The sequence below is a fragment of the Pseudomonas sp. MF6767 genome (genome assembly GCF_016405475.1).
Classification (GTDB): domain Bacteria; phylum Pseudomonadota; class Gammaproteobacteria; order Pseudomonadales; family Pseudomonadaceae; genus Aquipseudomonas; species Aquipseudomonas paracarnis.
On record NZ_JAEKCY010000025.1, the window covers coordinates 18,695 to 38,353 of the forward strand.

A 19,659-nucleotide genomic window follows, 5' to 3' on the forward strand; every position below is an offset into this window, starting at 1 on the left:
GCTGCCTGCGAATTACCAGGCGCTAGGTCCGATAAAGAAAAGGCCGGTCAATGACTGGCCTTCTGCGTTTTTATTACATCTTCAATCAATAACCAACCTGTCGCGATTCTTCTCCAGCAGTGCCTTGCCGATGCCTTTTACTTCCAGTAACTCATCCACCGCGGTGAACGGGCCGTTGCTTTCGCGATAGGCGATGATTGCCTTCGCCTTGGAAGCACCAATGCCGAATAGATCGCGACGCAGGGTCTCGGCGTCGGCGGCGTTGAGGTTGACCTTGGTGGATTGCTCGGTCTTGGTCATCTGGGTGGAGATAGGGGCTGGGGGTTCCGGCTTGATGGACGGCGCGGCGGTGGTGGCGACGGAGAGGCTGGTGAGGAAGGCGAAGATGAGGGATGAGATGTACAGGTTTTGCATTGGTGACGCTCCATGATATCGGTAAGAGAAAAAAGCAGCTTTTCCGAAGCTGCTTTTCTAACTTAGGCGATGGGTGGAGGGTGTCAAAATTGGGGGTATTACAAAGTATTAGAGAGCTGATTGAAGTCGCGTGCGGTTACGAATATCTAGCAACTTTCCAAATGGCCATCGATAACATCAAGGTCAGCAGAGAGCCCTGCAGACCCAGCATTACCGATGGACGTCGAGCGGAACAAAGAAGCACGACGCTGGAGCGCCGCACACTTCATATCGCGGCTTTTGTCTGTTCGGAGTAGGCAACCGGCGGGGCGTTGGTTTGCTCCTCCCGCTTTTTGCGCATGAATCTTTTTTCTACATGAACAAAAGTAAAGGTCGACAACGCAACGATGATCGGAATGGTCATGAAATTCACAGCCCAAAAAGTTACTTTATCAAGAGCAGCAAGATCGAGGAATACAGATAATAGCTTGAAGGACAAAAACAACACTGGCAAGTGGAGCAAATAAACACTGTAGCTAATATCACTGAGCCTGTTCAGGAACTGATAATGCAAAAAACGCGGATTGGAAATAGTAATACTTATGAAAAATATTGTGGCCAGAGCAAATCTCAACGCTCCGTAGCCAGGAACTTCAACCAGTCCGCACATCCAAATAAAAATAGATATAGCAACTATCATGAATGTGAATTTTATAGCTTTATTTGTAATACTTTTTTTATGAATAACTGCTGCACCCATGCCTGACAGAAAGTATGCCCAGCACACCACGGCAGAAGTCCCCAGGTCAATGGCAGCAATCAGTATGGCCACCGTCATGATAACGGACCGATAGGGAGATCGGTAAAAAATTGCCACCATGGGTAGCACTGCATAAAAACGCCACTCATGAACCAACGTCCATGTTACGGAACTCAGAGGAACAAGAGATACGCCTCCAATTTTCATTGGATTGTCTATAAAATTAAACGTTACTAACCCTGCGATAGTGGTAATGGACTCTTTATTCAGAAATTCAAACCCTGAAAACGAAGCCGCAATAATAAACACTAAGAGTGATGTCAGATAGTAAAGCGGAGCCACCCTTCTGATTCTGGATACAAAAAAATCGCCCCAATCAATATCTTTACTCTTGATCACCTTGTCAAAAAAAAGAAAACCCGTTATGCAGAAAAAAATCTGCACACCAAAAGATCCGAGGTTTGGGTAAATTTGTCCCCACGCAGAAAAAACAGTATTTTTTACACCCAGATTTATTAGCACAAACGGGGCATGATTAACAAAAACAAATATAGCCGCTAGACCACGCAGGCCATTAATAAACTTGTACTCATGCTTAACTTCTGCACTTTCGATTTTCGAGCTAAATATCGAAGAAAAAGCAACAAACAATAGTATTATTGACAGCGTGAGCGTGATGACTTCAAGCGAATATTCAGTTTTCATTTATAAAGTTACTCATGCAATATCTTCCTGTTCGGGCTACGTCGGAGAAGCTCCATGGATGTTCAGGCGCGCGGGCTCTCCGTTCGCTTATCACGAGGTAGCGCGCATGGGAATATCACGATGCGTTACCCCGAGAGATTGTATTCTGTAAGCGTCATGCATGGGAAGAAAATGTAGAGCACTAAGACTCGTTGAATAGGCCCAGTTTCTGCCGTTTTCAGTAGACGCACGTTGTGGCCGACGGTGACGTGTCAACGAGTCGGCCATTTAACAGACGTTGGTTAATGCAAATACGCCATACATTTATTTAGTCATATAAAAGCACGAATATCTATAACGCAGAGATAACAGCACAGCCGTACTGTTATCTCCGACTAACATCTAAATCACAGTTCCAACCTTCTCTGCTGATAAGACCAGTCAACAATTTCGCCATCGGGAGTATAGCCGCTCACCGTTTCGCGCAACAATTGACGCACTTTACTGTAATCATGATTTTCAATAGCGCACAACAACTCCGTCAATCTCGGCCTCAATATGCCCCAAGACAAATAATCTTCGTTAGCGCTCATGATCATTGGGTGTTGCGTGGCATCGACATTATCGCCGATGAGTAATTCTTCGTAGAGTTTTTCCCCAGGCCGAAGCCCTGTAAACTCAATAGCGATATCGCCGAGCGGCTTTTTTTCTGAACGAACACTCAGGCCTGACAGGTGAATCATTTTCTCCGCCAATTCTGTGATTTTAACCGGCTCCCCCATATCCAATACAAAAACATCGCCTCCCTGGCCCATTGAGCCTGCCTGAATAACAAGTTGAGCCGCCTCAGGGATGGTCATGAAGTATCGAGTGATTTTCGGGTGAGTAACTGTTAACGGACCACCTGATTTAATTTGCTTGTGAAATAGCGGAATTACGGAACCAGAAGATCCCAAAACATTTCCAAAACGAACCATTGTGAAGCGAGTGTGATTTAGAGTAGGAACTGCATCATTGAAAAGCGCAGGTTCCAATTCACGACTGAGCGCCTGCAGCGTCATCTCCGCAAGCCGCTTGGTGCTTCCCATCACATTGGTAGGGCGTACCGCCTTATCAGTCGAAATAAGTACAAAATTAGCAACCTGTGAAACAATAGCTGCTTGAGCAGTATTTAACGTGCCAATAACATTATTCAGAAAACCTTCCGAAATATTATGCTCTACCATCGGCACATGTTTATAAGCAGCTGCATGATAGACTGTATTTACGTGCCAGGTTTTCATTACATCAACTAATTTATCCTGATGACGTATAGAACCCAGGATCGGAAGCAGTTTCACCCCTAACGAATCCCTTAATACTCGTGCCTCCAGCTCAGACATAATGCTATATAAATTGTATTCACTATGCTCAAAGAGAATCAGGGTCGTTGGTTGCAACTCGAGGATCTGGCGACACAGCTCAGATCCAATTGATCCCCCTGCGCCGGTAACCAGCACCACTTGGCCCCGTATGCAATGTTCCAGCAGATCTTCTTGTGCCGGTACAGGATCGCGCCCTAATAGATCGGCAATATCCACCTCTTGGATATCATCCACTTTGACCCGCCCACTGGCCAGGTCCATGAAGCCGGGAACACTACGCACGTGTAAAGGAAAACCTTCTAGAAATCCAAGAATTTCCCGACGACGTCCACGCGTCGATGAAGGTATCGCTAATAGAATTTCTTGAGCTCCTGTGGCATCGATCATTCGTTGGATATGTTTGGGCTTATAAACTTGAAGACCCGAGATCACCCGATCTGAAATAGTTGAGTCATCGTCAATAAACGCTACAGGCCTCATCAAGCGGCCCATGCGTAATGCGGCGACTAGCTGATTTCCCGCAGACCCGGCACCGTAGATAGCCACGCGTGGCAAACCATCGTCACGGTTAGTGAAAGGCACATGTTGAGCAGCGGTAAACCAGTCTCCCAAGAAGAATTGACGCAGCGCTAATCTCAATCCTCCTATCATGATGAGACTTAGCCACCAATAGTTAAAGATGATAGAACGCGGAACGACATTTTGGTGATTACTGTACCAATAAACAACCACACCAATAATTAGCGAAGAAAGGCTCACGGCCTTGACTATAGCGATTAACGCATCATTTCCAAAATAACGTAAAACTGCACGGTACATACCAAAATGTATAAACAGCGGTATAGTCACGATTGGCGCTGTCAAAAACAGCCAGGTGTGCAGCACAAACGGATTGATCATTTCATCGAGACCTATTCGCACGACAAAAGCCAACCAAAGCGCAAACCAGACTAGGAAAACATCAGTAACCACTTGTAAAATACGTTTATACCTGCGCGGGAGGCTTAATAAGCGCGCTCTCAGTGAGTTCATATTTTCCAAACCTCTCGCAGTTCTAACAATCCAAAATCCAAATATAAGCCCATCACTATTACGCTCTCGCCACTCCTAACTCTAACAACTTACCTCTTTGACTCCGGCCTTGAACTTCAGAGCTAGGGTAACGAGCGGGACATAGGCGATCAACATACCAACAGCACCATCAACTCTGTCAAATGCGACGAGCCACGCTATCGGTGCGAGCCAGACTAAGTTTATCAAAATCACACATAGCGTGACGGGGATGTGGGCATTAAAGGTACGCGAGGCGTATTGATAAGCGTGGCTGCGATGTGCCTCATATACTTTTTCACCACGTACTAGCCTACGCAGCAATGTGAATGTGGCGTCAACGATAAATACGCCTAGCAGGATCAGCCAGACCCATAGGAGCGTAGAGGAAAAAGAAACAGCTTTAAGCGAAATGATGGCCAGCGTAATACCCAGAAAGCCACTCCCCGCGTCGCCCATGAAAATTCGCGCCTTTGGAAAGTTCCAATAAAAAAAGCCTGCCGTCGCCAACGCTAAAAAGATAGGTGGCCATAACAACTCCTCATACCCCAACAACCAATAGATTAGAGCAGCAGAAGAGCACGCGCAGATAGCTTCAGCACTCGCCAAGCCGTCTATACCGTCCATGAAGTTGTAAAGATTCAACATCCACACAGCATATAAAACAGCTAACGCAGCGCCAACCCAGCCTAGGTTGACTTGTAATCCAAAAATCGTAACCGACGGTAACCCGCCAATCCAATATAACGCCCATACCGCTGCGAGGAAATGTCCTAACAAGCGCCAGCGAGCAGGTATGTGCCCATGGTCATCTAAAAATCCCAAAGCGGCTACCGTTAAACCCGCCAGGAATGATGCGAGAAAAAAAGCGTTATCAATCAAATCAAAAGAACGCATTAAACCAAGGGATATCAGAAACCCCACCACAATTGCGAGCCCGCCGCCGCGCGGGGTCGGTACCGAGTGTGAACTTCTGCTGTTAGGAATATCTAATACATTGCGCTGGAGGGCATAACGACGTAATAATCCTGTAAAAAAAATAGAACTTCCTATTGAAACAATCGCTATCCAGAACGTCATGTGCCAATCCCTACCTGCAATAATTTCGAAGTGAATCACTTTAATAAATGAAATTTTTGGCCTGCTTCGACCAAAGCTTCATCGGTCTTTTTCGCAGGAACCCAATTCAATAGTGTTTTAGATTTGGCAGTATCGACAACCAATGATCTACACAGCTGCGTGTATAACGAACGCTTCCCGAGCGCGCTGGCGACTGAACGCAATACAGGGTCAGGAAGGCTAAACAACCTTTCTTTTCGTTTCATGCCCGACGCGAGGAGCTTGATAATTTCGCTAATGGAAAAATCATCTCCATCAGAAACTAAAAACAGTTCGTTTGCAGCCAATGGATGCTCAATACAAAGCTCAACGAAATCCACCAGATTATCCAGCGCTATCATACTGCGCTTATTTTTCACGGCGGCGAAGGGCAACGGTAATCCCGACGCGATCAGCTTCAGAAGACGATTAAAATTGCCCGGTGCTTCCGCGGCATACACTAAAGGGGGTCGGATGACTGTCAACTCCATCGACTCTCCAGCAAGTAATTCTGCCAGCTCGCGCTCTGCCTTTAATTTCGAGCGCGCATAGTCTGCATGCGGCCGGGGCTCATCATTTTCCGTAAAAGCGGACTTATGCGTTTCTGCACCATTTACGCCAATAGAGCTAATGAATATAAACCGACGGACACCTGCTTTTATCGATTGCTTTGCTAAATTAATGGCACCTTCGACATTTATCCGTTCAAACTCCGTAACTGGATCCTCGCTTCCCGCATTCAACACGTGCGCGCGCGCAGCCAGATGGATAACGGTATCAACGCCTTGCAGGGCACGATTCCAATCAGTATTACCGTCTACCTCACCAGTCGAAAACATCTGAATATCAGATGGCACATCAGTAGAGGGCCTGCGGTAAGTGCCGACAACTGAATATTTGGCTGAACTGACGAGGTGCCCGGATAACGCCCGCCCAATAAAGCCATTCGCACCAGTAATAAGGATTTTCATTTAGTCCTGTCTAACACTTTCTGGTAAATTTTCAGAATTTTATCCAACATAATATCGAAAGTAAAATTTGTGCGATATCTGTATTGACCTGAAATGCCCTGCTTTTTTCGAAGCTCTGCGGATTTAATCAGTTGCGTCAATGCGTCGACCAGCCCTTGCTGATCCCCACGGTCTACCACGAAACCGTTATCACCATTCGCAACCAACTCAGACACCCCCCCTACGTTAGAGGCGATGACCGCAAGTCCACTGCGCATAGCTTCCAATATAGTCAGCGGTAACCCTTCCCAATCAGAAATCAAGATGAAAACGTCAGATCGCGAAAGCCTGATCGGAACGTCGTCACAAGCCCCTGAAAAAACTACTTTTTCAGCAATTCCCAGCTGTGCTGCCAATTTCCGGGCGCTTTCCAGTGTGGGGCCGTCGCCCACCAATTCGAGCTCCCAATTTTTGGTTTCCACTTTAGCAAGTGCTTCCAATAGGAATTTTTGGTTTTTAGGTACTTCGAACCTTGCAACCATGATCAAGCGTATTTGATCAGATTGTGTAAAGCTGACTCTATTGGAGCCCACCTCAGGCATGCCATTGTGGATGGTCAGAACAGTCTCTTCATCGCCCACTTTAGCCTTCAGAGCAAGTTGCCTGTCAAACTCAGAAACCGTAAGGATCTGGTCTGAAAAACGAGCCATTACTCTCTCAATATTACGGTACACGAAACGACGTTTCTCAGATACTCCTTCCGTAAAAGCCCAACCATGTGCTGTAAAGACCGCTGGCAAACCCAGACTTTTAGCGGCCAGCCGGCCTAGAATGCCAGCCTTGGAAGAATGCACATGGACGAGATCAGGTTTTAGCTTGGAAAGCATTGCTCGCAACTCAAAAAAGGCGCGAATATCTTTTCCAGGGCTGATTTCACGAACAAGATATTTCAATGAGTGGCACGACAGCCCCAAGTCCCGCGCTCGAGTATTAAAGACGCCCTCCCCGCCCACGAGGACATCGACGCTATGACCTGCTTTTGATGAGCCAAGCGCTAAATCAAGAAGATGCACACTGGCGCCGCCAATAACGTCCGAACGGGTGATGACATAAACAATTTTCACACTGCGCACCTTTTCAAAATCATTACCCAGGCCCAACTTTCCGGCTCAACCGAGTGACTATTTCTTGTCGATATACACATGCTAAAAAATACCGTTCAAGAATTGCCCGTGATCAAAATCATCAGGTCCGTGGTTGGGCATACAACTCCTCCCATCTACTAACCACAGACTCTAAGGAGAAGTTATCAACCACTCTTGATCTTGCAGAGATGACGAGTGACCTTTTCTGCTCGGGGGACAGACTAAGTGCTGAGATAATACCTTGACGTAGCGCTTCGGGGTTGAATGGCTCTACAAGATAGCCGCTGTCACCCAATACTTCTTTCACCCCACCGCAGTCTGTTGCGACCACTAACGTTTCGCATGACATCGCTTCGGCCACGACAAGCCCAAAGCCTTCCCATGCAGAAGACAAAATATACACGTCAGCAGCACAGTAGAATGAAGGAACGTCGTCACGACTCCCGAAAAATTTTATTTTCCCGTTTAAATTGGCCTTGTTAACATATAGCGCGAGATCAGCAGCCAAAGGGCCATCGCCTACTATCCACAAACATATATTTTCGTGATCATTTAAAACCAGCTTGAACGCATCTAACAGGCAAGGATAGTTTTTTGCTTCAACAAGACGTCCAACAGCCAAGAGAACTCTGGTAGAAGAGTCCACAGACTCTCTGGCACGAACTTCATTACGTACATGCTTATCAAATACAAAACGCCCGGTATCTATTCCATTGGGTACAAAGACCATACGCCCAGCAGATGAAGCGCCTTTTGCAATGAGTATATCAACCGCCTCTTGGCTTACATTCGTTGTAAGATCAGCTAAAAAATCCGTCAACCGGTAGGCCAGCATCTTCAGCTTGCCTCCTTCATTGGAACTATGTGCCGTACAAATCAGCTTGGGAATTTTGATAAATAAACGAATCATCCGCGCTATTAAGTTCGCGTGCACCATGTGGCTATGTATTACCCCGGGTTTAAATCGTCTAATCAATTTAACCAGATTATTAACCGCACGCATCATTCCGAATATGGTTTTATTACCATTTAGAGCAACCACCGTAACATTCGGATCTTCAGGAAGCACATCCGCGTCGCCCGTCAAATAAGCAATTACAACGTTATGCCCTCGTGCGCTCATCCGATCAGCAAGATTAACGACTTGCCTCTCGGCCCCGCCCATGCCCAACCCAGTAATAAAATATATAATATTCATCTAGGCCTTCCTAGAAACATATACAAAACGCACTGCACAGATCTGATTAAATTTTTAAACTTATAAAATACGGTCTTCTCACGCAAAAATTGCGACCAATAATAAATAAAAAACCCTTTAGGATTAGCCCTTAGATGGCGCGAAAAATTACGACTGTATCCATCCTCAAGGTAATCGCACAGATAAATAATTTTTCGTGTAAAAAATACGATATCGCCCGCATCTCCTATTTTATTCCAAATATATAGCTCGGGAACAAATTTCTCGCCCTTAAATATCGGAAAAGGAAATTTCGACATTACATCAGTTCTAAATATATAAGCCAAGTCACCTGCGAACAATTTTCCGGCCTCCGTCGGCGTAGAGACCAAGCTTTGCTCGGCTGTCTTTAAATCATTACCGAGTAACTCACCGCTGAAATACGCCTTACGATAGCACAAGCCCACTGTGCTATCCGTCGCTTTTGTGATGGACGCTATTATCGTTTCAACTGCGTCAGGCACCAGTGCATCATCGCTGTCTACAATGAAGATCCAATTTTTTTTCGCTGCTGCTATCCCGCTATTAATAGCCGCGTGCTTTCCAGCATTATTCTGCCTGATGGATGTCAGGTTAAAACCCAAATTTTCTTCCTTTAATTTTTCAACGAAATCCTGAGTCCCATCTGAACTCCCATCGTCTATTAGCACCCATTCAAACTCTTTTGAGCTTTGTTCAAGCAAGCTCTTGAGCAAACGAGGCAGAGTGTTATAACGATTATATGTTGCCGTTAAAATTGTTATCACTCAGTACGCTCCTCAAGATAAGTGACTGGTTTATATCGATAAGATAATATAAGAAACGTAACACACAGCATGAGTTCCGCCAGAATAAATCCAAAAACGATGCCGTTGACGTAATAGCTAATCGATAACACACTTGCCAGAATAATTGACACTACCGAGAATAATAGCATTGCAGAGCTCGCCACCTTATCCATACCACGAGGTATAAGCATGCATAAACCCAACGCTTGATTAGCCATTCTGAAGGGGATTATCCATACAAAAATCTGCAAAGTTGTCGTCGCCTGCTCGAAATCCGCCCCCAGTATTTTATTTATTAGAAACCCTCCTGCCAAAGAAATAAACAATGCACTTACCCCCCCCAGCAAGAACATCAGCCCGACAATAATCCAAGAAAGTCTGGATGCGTTTTTTTCAGAGTGAAGGTACTGCCTATTCAAATAAGGAAAAAAACCTATAAGTACCGGATTTATAAAACCCACAAATCCTCGTATAATTTTTTCAGCAGGAACATATCCTGAAACAGCGACTTTTCCACAAAGCAGTCCTACAAGAGCAGGCCCAGCGCTAAGCAAGATATTATTTGAGCTCTTATAGATGAAAACATGAAATCCTTTTCGAATCTGAAGCCATCCACCTAACAAGCTGAACCGAACGCGGCATCCATTTCGATAACATAAATAGTTCCCGAGCAACGTATTTGCCAAAGCAAATGTCGCTAAAATAGACAACGCCACCAAAGCATCAGTTGAATCCCGAACAAAAATAAACAAACATGAAAGGCTTGCAACACGCAACGCCACCTCCAAAAAGACGACAAGCGCAATCTTCTCGAGCCCTTGAAAAAACCAAAAAGGGCTAAATCCAAACGCTACAAAATACAAAAAACCCAAGCCTATCACTTCAGGCTCAAAGGCTGGCGAATTGAAAGACAAGTAAAAAAGCAGCGCAACGAAACTTATAATCGACGTAATTATTAGCTTTGCAGATAGGACTTCGCCAAACACCCGGGACAGTAACGAAATGTCAGTCTTAGCTAAGGACACTTGTCTGGCGGCGCTTAACGAAAAACCGTACTCCACAACAAGCGAAGATAGCAGAGCGACCGATTGAATCAAAACTACCTTGCCGTATTCCTGCACACCCAACGAGCGCGCCAGCACGGGAATTTCCAAGATAGGCACCAAATAACCAAAGAGCTGTACAAAAAAAAGTAGGCCCATGTTTTTAAATACGGTAAACACTTTAACACCCTACCTTCTGGCCATACCCGACATTGATCAAACCGGCATCATCATACTTATAAATACGAGAAAGCCAAGACACCATCAAAATCCAATAGCCCCACTCTGACATTTCAGTACTCAGCGGGTGAAAGAGCATGATAAAAATATAACAAAGCACACCTAAAATTGCGGCAAACTTAAAGAAAACATTATTATTTAGATCGAAACCCTGCACCAGTGACAACAAGAAAAACACAAACGGCATCAACATTAGAAACAAGAGTGCCAACTCACCCAGAACTCCTACGTCACCAAGCATGCCTAAATATACATTATGGATAACAATATTTTCTCCACCCACCACGCTAAATGAACTGCCGAATCCGCACCCGAATGGAAAGCATTTTTGAACGTTCGATATTCCGTCCCGTATCATCGCCGCCCTAACGGGGTCACCCTCAAACAAACGATTCAAGACCAATAATGAATCATGATTCGTCAGATCAACATTTGAAGAGAGCAGTACACAAATTCCTGCAATCAAGCAAAGTATTGCGACCAGCAAAGTTCTGATGGGAAATACCAAAAAACGCAAAAGAAAAAAGGAAAAGATGACAATCGCAAACCATAGAAAACCGGTTCGACTGGAGTCAGCCAACAATATATACACCGACGCCATTAAAACGCAGCCCGCAAAAATTGCACCTCTCATACGAGCCGTGAGTAACTTTGCAATGATATAGGGTGCAAAGAAAGCACAGACTTTCCACATTACACCAGGGTAGGCAAACTCACTGCCTTGTCGGCCATCGCCCAATTGAACATAGAATCCATCAAAAAAGAATTTCGACATTACAAATACGACGAGACCCACCATAATCGAAATCGAAGCGATCTTATAAAAATCGTTCAATTCCAGCAAACCCGAACAACTGTATATCACCAGAAATAATATATAGATAGCTATAAACTTGACGCCTTGATAAGCCGTATAGGCATCCGAGTTAATTACAGCAGAGATCATAAAAGCAAGTGTTATCAAAGCAAAACCGAGAGTGATAGAACTTACTTCCGACGACAACTTCAATCTACCGCCACTGCCATAAACCCCAAATACTAATACCCCTCCCCACAACAACCAGTAATTAAGCGAGCCAATAATATTCCTAGTGTCACCCAAGGTCACGAGTACGCTGGCTGCCAGCACGGCCAGAAAGGCGTAGCGTTTATTAGTTTTCATATCGACCTCAGAATAAGCTCAGTTGGAGCATGCGCCAGTTGCCAATCGAGCCATTCTCAGGTACCGATTAGGTGAAAGGGGCCACTGGAAAGGCCATAGGCCCGGCAGCGATAAAAACAATTTTACACTGCAATCGACGCTTCTATCTAGAATCTTCTGCCAAGTCAATTCTCAGAACACAAATATCAGATGGCAATTTGCCTTGACGATAAGGATCTCGGCTTTCACGCCCGCCCACCACTGAAACTCACCGTGGTGAACAACTCTCTGTACTAGAAGTTGAAGAAATCACTAAAGTTTCGACTCACGCAACGTGTGCTTTATTACCCGGAAGAAAGCGATTGCGCATCCAATAACCAAGCCTAGCAATAAACCACCGATTATGAGCAAGGGGCGGTTAGGGCTTACTTGGGAAGTAGGCTCTAGCGCTTCTTTATCAATGGCTACAAGCCTAAGGTTACTCATATCCTTATTCACACTCAGCAATCGTGCTTTCTCTGCGCGCAATGGCTGCACATCAGTCAGAAATAACTCATCGTTCACACGACTCTTCAAGACTTCAATCTCTCGATTGGACTCCAGCAGCTTTAGCTCTTTGGCAATTTGAGAAATCCGTCGCTCAGTGAAGTCATTAGACTTCCGCTGTAGCAAGACCGTACGCTCAGCTTCAAGCGCATTGACCCCCATAAAATACAACGGAATTTGCTGATTGTTAATTTCTGTTCGCATGCTGACAGACCCAGAATGTGCATCGTCACCGACAGAGGTCGGTGAAGCAGGCATCATAATGTTCAATTTCTTAGCAATTGTTATGGCCTCATTGAGCTCTGCAATTCGATTCGAATTTAAACTATGAAGTTGCGTCCGGAGCCCTTGAAGCTCGTCTTGTAGCTGAGCTCGGCGAATTCTATCTGACTCAGAAAGTGATGCAATTCTTGCTTCCTTCCATGTGTCATAGCTTGAACGGGCTGCGGCCAACCTGCCGTCGATCTCCTTTAAACGGTTATTGATAATAACTGTCAAATCCGCCGATATATGATCACGCTCATTTTCTATTGCATAGTCCACAAATCCATTGAGTATTGAAACCCCATCGATCCCTTTGGGATAGTTCAGCTCAAGCTTCAAATAAGAACTGAGCGAATCAACTTTATCTTTATCAGACAACATCAAACTTATAGATTTTTTATTGAACTCTTCAAACGCCTGCTGAAGATTACGTCCAGGTCGCACAAATCCCTCGAAGAGCTTTTGATGGGATCTAAAAAACTCCATACGAATCTCGTACGACTCTAAGGCCATACCGACCCGCACCAAGGCCTCACCAGGAGGTAAAACGTAAACTTCCGAGCGATTAAGTGCATCCAATTCATTAATCGCAGCAGGCCGAAGCACACTGCTCACTTTGTATTCTGGCGTGACCGAAAATGCATATGCCGCAAAAATCGATGCAATCAGTGCACTCGCGGAGAAAATGATTGTTTTTTGACGCCAAATATTTGTTATAAGCGCCAACGAATCAATTTTTTTATGCTGGGGGATGAGGACGGAGCGTAAGCTACTACTCACAACAAAAACCTGCCTTCAGAGAGAAACTGCGGGCTCGTTATGCAAAACAGATTGTGTCTTTTCTTATTTTAATTGGATGACCGCTAAAACCCAGCTTCGTTGCTAAATTTTGAGCGCACAAAATGCCCGTTATCGAGAACAGATTCCATTCTGCCATCTCTTTGGCATATTACAAGTCTTGATATGTATGTAGGATGATTCTGGGTTTTCCGTGGGAACTGTCGCAACCCACCAGCCTAGGTCGCTACGCAGCTCAAAGCGCTTAACATAATTGGGTTTCTGACAAACGGTCACCAACACCGCTGATCCCCATCACAACTGCCAACCAAGGCTTAAACCTTAAGCCACCGCCTTACCCCGACGCCTACGCACAACCATCCCCAACACCGGCCCAATCAACATCCCCAAAATCAAAGCCACCACCACAAACACCGCCACCGGCATCTGCGCAGTACTCCACCCCAGGAATGACAGCGCCACGCCCTGCTGGTTCTCCAGCACAAACGCCAGAACCACCAAAGCCGCAAGCACTGCAATCAACACCGCAACAACGCGCTTAACCCCACGCATACTCTTCTCCTTCCCCAAAAACACTCAGACGCCTTCTTCCTCTTCTTCGTTCACCCGATCGCGCAATTCCTTGCCCGGTTTGAAGTGGGGAACGAATTTGCCGTCAAGGCTGACGGATTGGCCGGTTTTTGGGTTGCGGCCTACGCGCGGTGCGCGGTAGTGCAGGGAGAAGCTGCCGAAGCCGCGGATTTCGATGCGATCTCCGGTGGCCAGGCATTGGGACATTTGCTCAAGCATGGTCTTGATAGCCAGCTCCACATCCTTGGATGAGAGCAGCCCTTGATGGGTGACAATTCGTTCGATCAACTCCGACTTCGTCATATTTTTCCCTTCTTTTTCAAGCAGCTAGGAAAAGCGCTCCGAAGGTTTTAGCATGAGTTGATGAATTTGAACAGCCCATGTGTCAACTTATGTGGGGCTGAATAAACACGCTCAGCGAGCGGTCAACCCCTTACTTACAGATCACCAACATGGTCCGCGTCACCGCGCCAGCAGGGTTCCAGCCGAACAGGTAGTCGCCCTCTTCGTCCTCCGCATCACTGGAGCGGGTAATGACCTTATAGCCCTGCATCTTGCACTCACGGGCGGCGCGTTTTTCGCATTTTTCCCACTTATTACCCAAGCCAGAGCAGTCGATCTCGATGCCGCTGACGCCACGCTTGGCGTGGGTCTTGGCGCTGGTAGAGGAGCAGCCTGCAAGCGCCAGCAAAGCGAATACTACGATAATTCTGTTCATTCAAACCCTTATTGAGTCAGCAACGCGAAATAGCCGTTTTTAAAACTATAGTCAGTTCTGACATTGGGCTGAACACCTTCGTTCGGTGCAGTTGCTTCATCAAATTTCAGGCACAAAAAAGGGCGACCGAGGTCGCCCTTTTTCTACAGCTTTACAGAACTTAGTTCTGCTTAGCCATTGCCTGGCGCAGCAGTGCCGCCATGGTGGTGTCAGCAGCAGCTTCCGGAGCAGCTTCTTTCAGGCTCTGGATAGCTTCTTTCTCTTCCACTTCGTCCTTCGACTTGATGGAGAGCTGAATCACGCGGCTCTTGCGGTCAACGCTGATGATCTTGGCTTCTACTTCCTGGCCTTCTTTCAGAACGTTGCGCGCGTCTTCAACGCGGTCACGGCTGATTTCGGAGGCTTTCAGAGTCGCTTCGATATCGTCGGCCAGAACGATGATGGCGCCTTTGGCGTCAACTTCTTTCACAGTGCCTTTAACGATGGCGCCTTTGTCGTTCTCTTGAACGTACTCGGAGAACGGATCGCTTTCCAGTTGCTTAATACCCAGGGAGATGCGCTCGCGCTCTGGGTCAACCGACAGGATAACGGTGTCCAGCTCGTCGCCCTTCTTGAAACGACGAACAGCTTCTTCGCCAACTTCGTTCCAGGAGATGTCGGACAGGTGAACCAGGCCGTCGATGCCGCCGTCCAGACCAATGAAGATACCGAAATCGGTGATCGACTTGATGGTGCCGGAGATTTTATCGCCCTTGTTGAACTGGCCAGAGAAATCTTCCCATGGGTTAGATTTGCACTGCTTGATGCCCAGGGAGATACGACGACGCTCTTCGTCGATGTCCAGAACCATAACTTCCACTTCGTCGCCGACTTGTACGACTTTCGAAGGGTGGATGTTCTTGTTGGTCCAGTCCATTTCGGAAACGTGTACCAGGCCTTCCACGCCTTCTTCCAGCTCTGCGAAGCAGCCGTAGTCGGTCAGGTTGGTAACACGCGCGGTTACGCGAGTGCTTTCTGGGTAACGAGCCTTGATAGCAACCCATGGATCTTCGCCCAGCTGCTTCAAGCCCAGGGAAACGCGGTTACGCTCACGATCGTACTTCAGAACCTTGACATCGATCTCGTCGCCAACGTTGACGATTTCGGAAGGATGCTTGATACGCTTCCAAGCCATGTCGGTAATGTGCAGCAGGCCATCGACGCCACCCAGATCGACGAATGCGCCGTAATCGGTGAGGTTCTTGACGATACCTTTGACTTGTTGGCCTTCCTGCAGGGATTCCAGCAGAGCTTCACGCTCGGCGGAGTTCTCTGCTTCCAGCACGCTGCGACGGGAAACGACAACGTTGTTGCGCTTCTGGTCGAGCTTGATGACTTTGAATTCGAGTTCTTTGCCTTCCAGGTGCGTGGTGTCGCGCACTGGACGAACGTCGACCAAAGAACCTGGCAGGAACGCACGGATGCCGTTAACGTCGACAGTGAAGCCGCCTTTAACCTTACCGTTGATAACGCCCTTGACCACTTCTTCAGCTGCGAAGGCTGCTTCGAGAACAATCCAGCATTCAGCGCGCTTGGCTTTTTCACGGGACAGCTTGGTTTCACCGAAACCGTCTTCAACCGAGTCCAGAGCAACGTGAACTTCGTCACCGACATTGATAGTCAGGTCACCAGCATCGTTGTAGAACTGTTCCAGCGGGATCAGAGCTTCAGACTTCAGACCAGCGTGAACGGTTACCCAGCGAGCTTGGTAATCGATATCAACGATAACACCGGTGATGATGGAGCCTGCCTGAAGGTTCAGGGTTTTTAGGCTTTCTTCAAAGAGTTCCGCAAAGCTTTCGCTCATTTTAATTCCTGTTGATAAGGGCGAAGAATACGCCCATCTCCACACCCCAGACGGTGTGGGTCAGTTTCAGTTAAAAGAAGCCACCGCAGGACTATGACTGGTCCCCTGCGGCCTTCTTGATCACCCGGCGATATCGCGAATGGCGATTTCACTCATGATGCGTTCCAGCACCTGCTCGATGGACAGCTCCGTGGAATCCAGCTGTATGGCGTCAGCCGCCGGTTTGAGCGGGGCTACCGCACGCTGGGTATCACGCTCATCGCGTGCACGTATCTCATCTAGCAGACTCGACAGACTAACACCATCGACTTTGCCCTTCAACTGCAAGTAACGGCGGCGTGCCCGCTCCTCGGCGCTGGCGGTCAGGAAAATCTTCAGCGGCGCCTCGGGAAACACCACCGTGCCCATGTCGCGGCCATCGGCCACCAGGCCCGGCGCCTCCTGGAATGCGCGCTGGCGCTGCAGCAGCGCCTCGCGCACGGCGGGCAGCGCGGCCACTTGGGAGGCACCCGCACCGATACTCTCGGTGCGAATCACATCGCTGACTTCATCACCTTCCAGAATGATGCGCTGCAACTGCCCCTCGGTCGCCGCGATGAACTGCACATCCAGATGAGCGGCTAGTTTCGTCAGCAACTCTTCGTTGGTCAGGTCCACACCATGGTTGTGCGCAGCAAACGCCAGCAGGCGGTACAGCGCGCCAGAATCCAGCAGGCACCACCCCAGGCGCTTAGCCAGAATGCCAGCGATTGTGCCTTTACCCGAGCCGCTAGGCCCGTCGATGGTAATCACCGGTGCTTTGATATTCACAATTGAGCCTCTTGGGCAACACGGATGCCGACTTGGGCACACAGTGTCAGAAAGTTCGGAAAAGACGTAGCAACATTGGCGCAGTCAAGGATACGAATAGGCGCCATCGCCCGCAGGGAAGCCACACTGAACGCCATGGCAATCCGGTGATCGCCATGGGCATGCACTTCACCGCCGCCCATCGGGCCACCGTCAATGATAATCCCATCAGGCGTGGGTTCACACTTCACGCCCAGGGCCAACAGACCGTCGGCCATCACCTGGATACGATCGGACTCCTTGAGCCGCAACTCCTCGGCACCGCGCAAAACGGTGCGACCTTGAGCGCAGGCTGCGGCAATAAACAGCACAGGGAACTCATCAATCGCCAACGGCACCAGGGCCTCTGGAATTTCGATGCCCTTGAGCGCGGCGGCACGCACACGTAAATCCGCAACCGGCTCGCCGCCCACCTCGCGCTGATTTTCGAGGGCGATATCAGCCCCCATCAGCCGCAGGATATCGATTACCCCGGTGCGGGTCGGGTTGATACCGACATGCTCCAGCAGCAGCTCGGAGCCCTCGGCAATCGAGGCCGCCACCAGGAAAAACGCCGAAGACGAAATATCCCCCGGCACTTCAATACGCGTAGCGGTCAACCCATGCCCCGACGCCAGCGACGCCGTCGCGCCCTGCACCGCCACCGGGTAACCAAAGCCGCGCAGCATGCGCTCGGTATGGTCGCGGGTCGGTGCTGGCTCGGTCACCGAGGTTTTACCCTCAGCGTACAACCCCGCCAACAACAGGCAGGATTTCACCTGGGCACTGGCCATGGGCAGTACATAGTTCAAGCCTTTGAGCGACTGCCCACCACGAATGCTCAGTGGCGGACGCCCGTCCGGCCCCGTCTCGATGATTGCGCCCATTTCCCGCAGCGGCTTGGCTACGCGGTTCATCGGGCGCTTGGACAGCGAGGCATCGCCGGTCAGCACGCTGTCGAAGCGCTGCGCCGCCAATACACCGGCCAACAGGCGCATCGATGTGCCGGAATTACCCACATAGATCGGCCCCGGCGCAGCCTTCAGGCCATGCAGGCCGACACCGTGAATGGTCACGCGCCCATGGTGCGGGCCCTCGATCACCACGCCCATGTCGCGAAAGGCCTGCAAGGTCGCCAGGGCATCTTCACCCTCAAGGAAGCCCTCCACCTCGGTCACACCTTCGGCCAACGACCCCAGCATGATCGAGCGATGAGAGATCGACTTGTCACCCGGCACGCGGATGCGCCCGCTCAAGCGGCCACCCGGGCTGGCGATGAAGGTCAAGTCATCGGTGCTCACTGCGGTTTCCATGTAGGCCCGGCGCGCGAGGATCTTGCTGAAATGTTCACGCGCCACCCGTGCACGGGTGAACACGCCCAGCAGTTGATGGCCGTCTCCCGCATCCACCGCATCGCGCAAGGCGTCGAGGTCACTGCGGAAGGTGTCCAGAGTGCGCAACACCGCTTCGCGATTGGCGAGGAAGATGTCGTGCCACATCACCGGATCGCTGCCGGCAATCCGCGTGAAATCGCGGAAGCCGCCGGCGGCGTAGCGGAAAATCTCGAGGTTCTCGTTGCGCTTGGCCAAAGAATCCACCAAGCCAAATGCCAGCAGATGCGGCAAGTGACTGGTCGCTGCCAACACTTCGTCGTGACGCTCGACCTGCATATGCTCTACATCCGCGCCCAGCTCGCGCCAGAGACGATCCACCACTGCCAACGCCGTGGGATCGGTTTGCGCAAGCGGCGTCAGGATGACCTTATGCCGACGGAACAACTGCGCATTGGATGCCTCCACCCCGCTCTGCTCGGACCCAGCGATTGGATGGCCCGGCACAAAGCGCGGCGGCATCCCACCAAACGCCAATCGTGCCGCACGCACCACGTTGCCTTTGGCGCTGCCCACATCGGTAAGAATCGCTTGCCCGAGGTCCATACCAGCCAGTACCGCCAGCAATTTCTCCATGGCCAGGATCGGCACGGCGAGCTGGATCACATCCGCGCCCTGGCACGCAACGGCCAGGTCCGCTTCACAGCGGTCCACCACGCCCAACTCCACCGCCAACGTGCGCGACTGCGGGTCGAGGTCCACGCCCACCACTTCGCCACACAGCCCGCTTTCACGCAGGCCCTTGGCGAAGGAGCCACCGATCAACCCCAGGCCGACCACCACCAGGCGACCGATCATAGGCACAGCAGGTTGCAATGCAGTGACA

At 49.1% G+C, this 19,659-nt stretch carries 17 protein-coding genes; all 17 read right to left on the reverse strand.

Annotated features, from left to right (window positions below):
• Positions 1-81 precede the first annotated feature (81 nt).
• Positions 82-414 (reverse strand): ComEA family DNA-binding protein, encoded by a 333-nt coding sequence (locus tag JFT58_RS26465; protein ID WP_054898466.1) that lies wholly within the window; start codon positions 412-414, stop codon positions 82-84.
• Between the two features lie 265 nt (positions 415-679).
• Positions 680-1,858 carry an acyltransferase family protein gene (locus JFT58_RS26470; protein ID WP_054898465.1) on the reverse strand — a complete coding sequence of 393 codons (1,179 nt, stop codon included), beginning with the start codon at positions 1,856-1,858 and terminating at the stop codon, positions 680-682.
• A gap of 386 nt (positions 1,859-2,244) precedes the next feature.
• The gene (locus JFT58_RS26475; RefSeq protein WP_054898464.1) at positions 2,245-4,233 is read right to left on the reverse strand and encodes a polysaccharide biosynthesis protein; all 1,989 of its coding nucleotides are present in this window, start codon (positions 4,231-4,233) and stop codon (positions 2,245-2,247) included.
• An 81-nt stretch (positions 4,234-4,314) separates the two neighbouring features.
• A complete protein-coding gene (locus JFT58_RS26480) occupies positions 4,315-5,331 on the reverse strand; it encodes an MraY family glycosyltransferase (protein ID WP_054898463.1) in 1,017 nt (338 codons plus the stop codon).
• Between the two features lie 35 nt (positions 5,332-5,366).
• The gene (locus tag JFT58_RS26485; RefSeq protein WP_054898462.1) at positions 5,367-6,320 is read right to left on the reverse strand and encodes an NAD-dependent epimerase/dehydratase family protein; all 954 of its coding nucleotides are present in this window, start codon (positions 6,318-6,320) and stop codon (positions 5,367-5,369) included.
• Entirely contained in the window at positions 6,317-7,459 is a 1,143-nt protein-coding gene (locus JFT58_RS26490) for a glycosyltransferase family 4 protein (protein WP_082423451.1), read from the reverse strand. The genes JFT58_RS26485 and JFT58_RS26490 overlap by 4 nt, the downstream gene beginning before the upstream one ends.
• Positions 7,460-7,544: 85 nt before the next feature.
• Positions 7,545-8,642 carry a glycosyltransferase gene (locus tag JFT58_RS26495; protein WP_054898460.1) on the reverse strand — a complete coding sequence of 366 codons (1,098 nt, stop codon included), beginning with the start codon at positions 8,640-8,642 and terminating at the stop codon, positions 7,545-7,547.
• Positions 8,639-9,427 (reverse strand): glycosyltransferase family 2 protein, encoded by a 789-nt coding sequence (locus JFT58_RS26500; RefSeq protein WP_054898459.1) that lies wholly within the window; start codon positions 9,425-9,427, stop codon positions 8,639-8,641. Before JFT58_RS26500 ends, JFT58_RS26495 begins: the two co-directional genes overlap by 4 nt.
• Positions 9,424-10,671 carry an oligosaccharide flippase family protein gene (locus JFT58_RS26505; protein WP_054898458.1) on the reverse strand — a complete coding sequence of 416 codons (1,248 nt, stop codon included), beginning with the start codon at positions 10,669-10,671 and terminating at the stop codon, positions 9,424-9,426. The genes JFT58_RS26500 and JFT58_RS26505 overlap by 4 nt, the downstream gene beginning before the upstream one ends.
• Before the next feature lies 1 nt (position 10,672).
• Entirely contained in the window at positions 10,673-11,893 is a 1,221-nt protein-coding gene (locus JFT58_RS26510) for a hypothetical protein (RefSeq protein ID WP_054898457.1), read from the reverse strand.
• Positions 11,894-12,184: 291 nt separating this feature from the next.
• Positions 12,185-13,462 carry a hypothetical protein gene (locus tag JFT58_RS26515; RefSeq protein ID WP_054898456.1) on the reverse strand — a complete coding sequence of 426 codons (1,278 nt, stop codon included), beginning with the start codon at positions 13,460-13,462 and terminating at the stop codon, positions 12,185-12,187.
• A 339-nt stretch (positions 13,463-13,801) separates the two neighbouring features.
• On the reverse strand, positions 13,802-14,032 hold the full coding sequence (locus JFT58_RS26520) for a LapA family protein (protein WP_054898455.1): 231 nt from the start codon (positions 14,030-14,032) through the stop codon (positions 13,802-13,804).
• Between the two features lie 24 nt (positions 14,033-14,056).
• Complete coding sequence (gene ihfB, locus JFT58_RS26525) at positions 14,057-14,353, reverse strand: integration host factor subunit beta (RefSeq protein WP_003189779.1); 297 nt, start codon at positions 14,351-14,353, stop codon at positions 14,057-14,059.
• A gap of 130 nt (positions 14,354-14,483) precedes the next feature.
• Entirely contained in the window at positions 14,484-14,768 is a 285-nt protein-coding gene (locus tag JFT58_RS26530) for a lipoprotein (protein ID WP_034126690.1), read from the reverse strand.
• Between the two features lie 160 nt (positions 14,769-14,928).
• Positions 14,929-16,614, reverse strand: coding sequence for a 30S ribosomal protein S1 (rpsA, locus tag JFT58_RS26535; protein WP_003189774.1), 1,686 nt, complete (start codon positions 16,612-16,614; stop codon positions 14,929-14,931).
• 120 nt (positions 16,615-16,734) lie between these two features.
• Positions 16,735-17,424: a (d)CMP kinase gene (cmk, locus tag JFT58_RS26540; protein ID WP_003189772.1), complete on the reverse strand. Its 690-nt coding sequence runs from the start codon at positions 17,422-17,424 to the stop codon at positions 16,735-16,737.
• On the reverse strand, positions 17,421-19,631 hold the full coding sequence (locus JFT58_RS26545) for a bifunctional prephenate dehydrogenase/3-phosphoshikimate 1-carboxyvinyltransferase (protein WP_054898476.1): 2,211 nt from the start codon (positions 19,629-19,631) through the stop codon (positions 17,421-17,423). Before JFT58_RS26545 ends, cmk begins: the two co-directional genes overlap by 4 nt.
• Positions 19,632-19,659: the final 28 nt, after the last annotated feature.

What these genes read in the sequence shown, in the direction of transcription:
- JFT58_RS26510 (WP_054898457.1), bottom strand. Translation starts at nt 11,893, where the DNA reads ATGAAAACTAATAAACGCTACGCCTTTCTGGCCGTGCTGGCAGCCAGC.
- JFT58_RS26495 (WP_054898460.1), bottom strand. Translation starts at nt 8,642, where the DNA reads ATGAATATTATATATTTTATTACTGGGTTGGGCATGGGCGGGGCCGAG.
- JFT58_RS26475 (WP_054898464.1), bottom strand. Translation starts at nt 4,233, where the DNA reads ATGAACTCACTGAGAGCGCGCTTATTAAGCCTCCCGCGCAGGTATAAA.
- JFT58_RS26530 (WP_034126690.1), bottom strand. Translation starts at nt 14,768, where the DNA reads ATGAACAGAATTATCGTAGTATTCGCTTTGCTGGCGCTTGCAGGCTGC.
- JFT58_RS26480 (WP_054898463.1), bottom strand. Translation starts at nt 5,331, where the DNA reads ATGACGTTCTGGATAGCGATTGTTTCAATAGGAAGTTCTATTTTTTTT.
- JFT58_RS26520 (WP_054898455.1), bottom strand. Translation starts at nt 14,032, where the DNA reads ATGCGTGGGGTTAAGCGCGTTGTTGCGGTGTTGATTGCAGTGCTTGCG.
- JFT58_RS26465 (WP_054898466.1), bottom strand. Translation starts at nt 414, where the DNA reads ATGCAAAACCTGTACATCTCATCCCTCATCTTCGCCTTCCTCACCAGC.
- JFT58_RS26485 (WP_054898462.1), bottom strand. Translation starts at nt 6,320, where the DNA reads ATGAAAATCCTTATTACTGGTGCGAATGGCTTTATTGGGCGGGCGTTA.
- JFT58_RS26545 (WP_054898476.1), bottom strand. Translation starts at nt 19,631, where the DNA reads ATGATCGGTCGCCTGGTGGTGGTCGGCCTGGGGTTGATCGGTGGCTCC.
- rpsA (WP_003189774.1), bottom strand. Translation starts at nt 16,614, where the DNA reads ATGAGCGAAAGCTTTGCGGAACTCTTTGAAGAAAGCCTAAAAACCCTG.
- JFT58_RS26470 (WP_054898465.1), bottom strand. Translation starts at nt 1,858, where the DNA reads ATGAAAACTGAATATTCGCTTGAAGTCATCACGCTCACGCTGTCAATA.
- ihfB (WP_003189779.1), bottom strand. Translation starts at nt 14,353, where the DNA reads ATGACGAAGTCGGAGTTGATCGAACGAATTGTCACCCATCAAGGGCTG.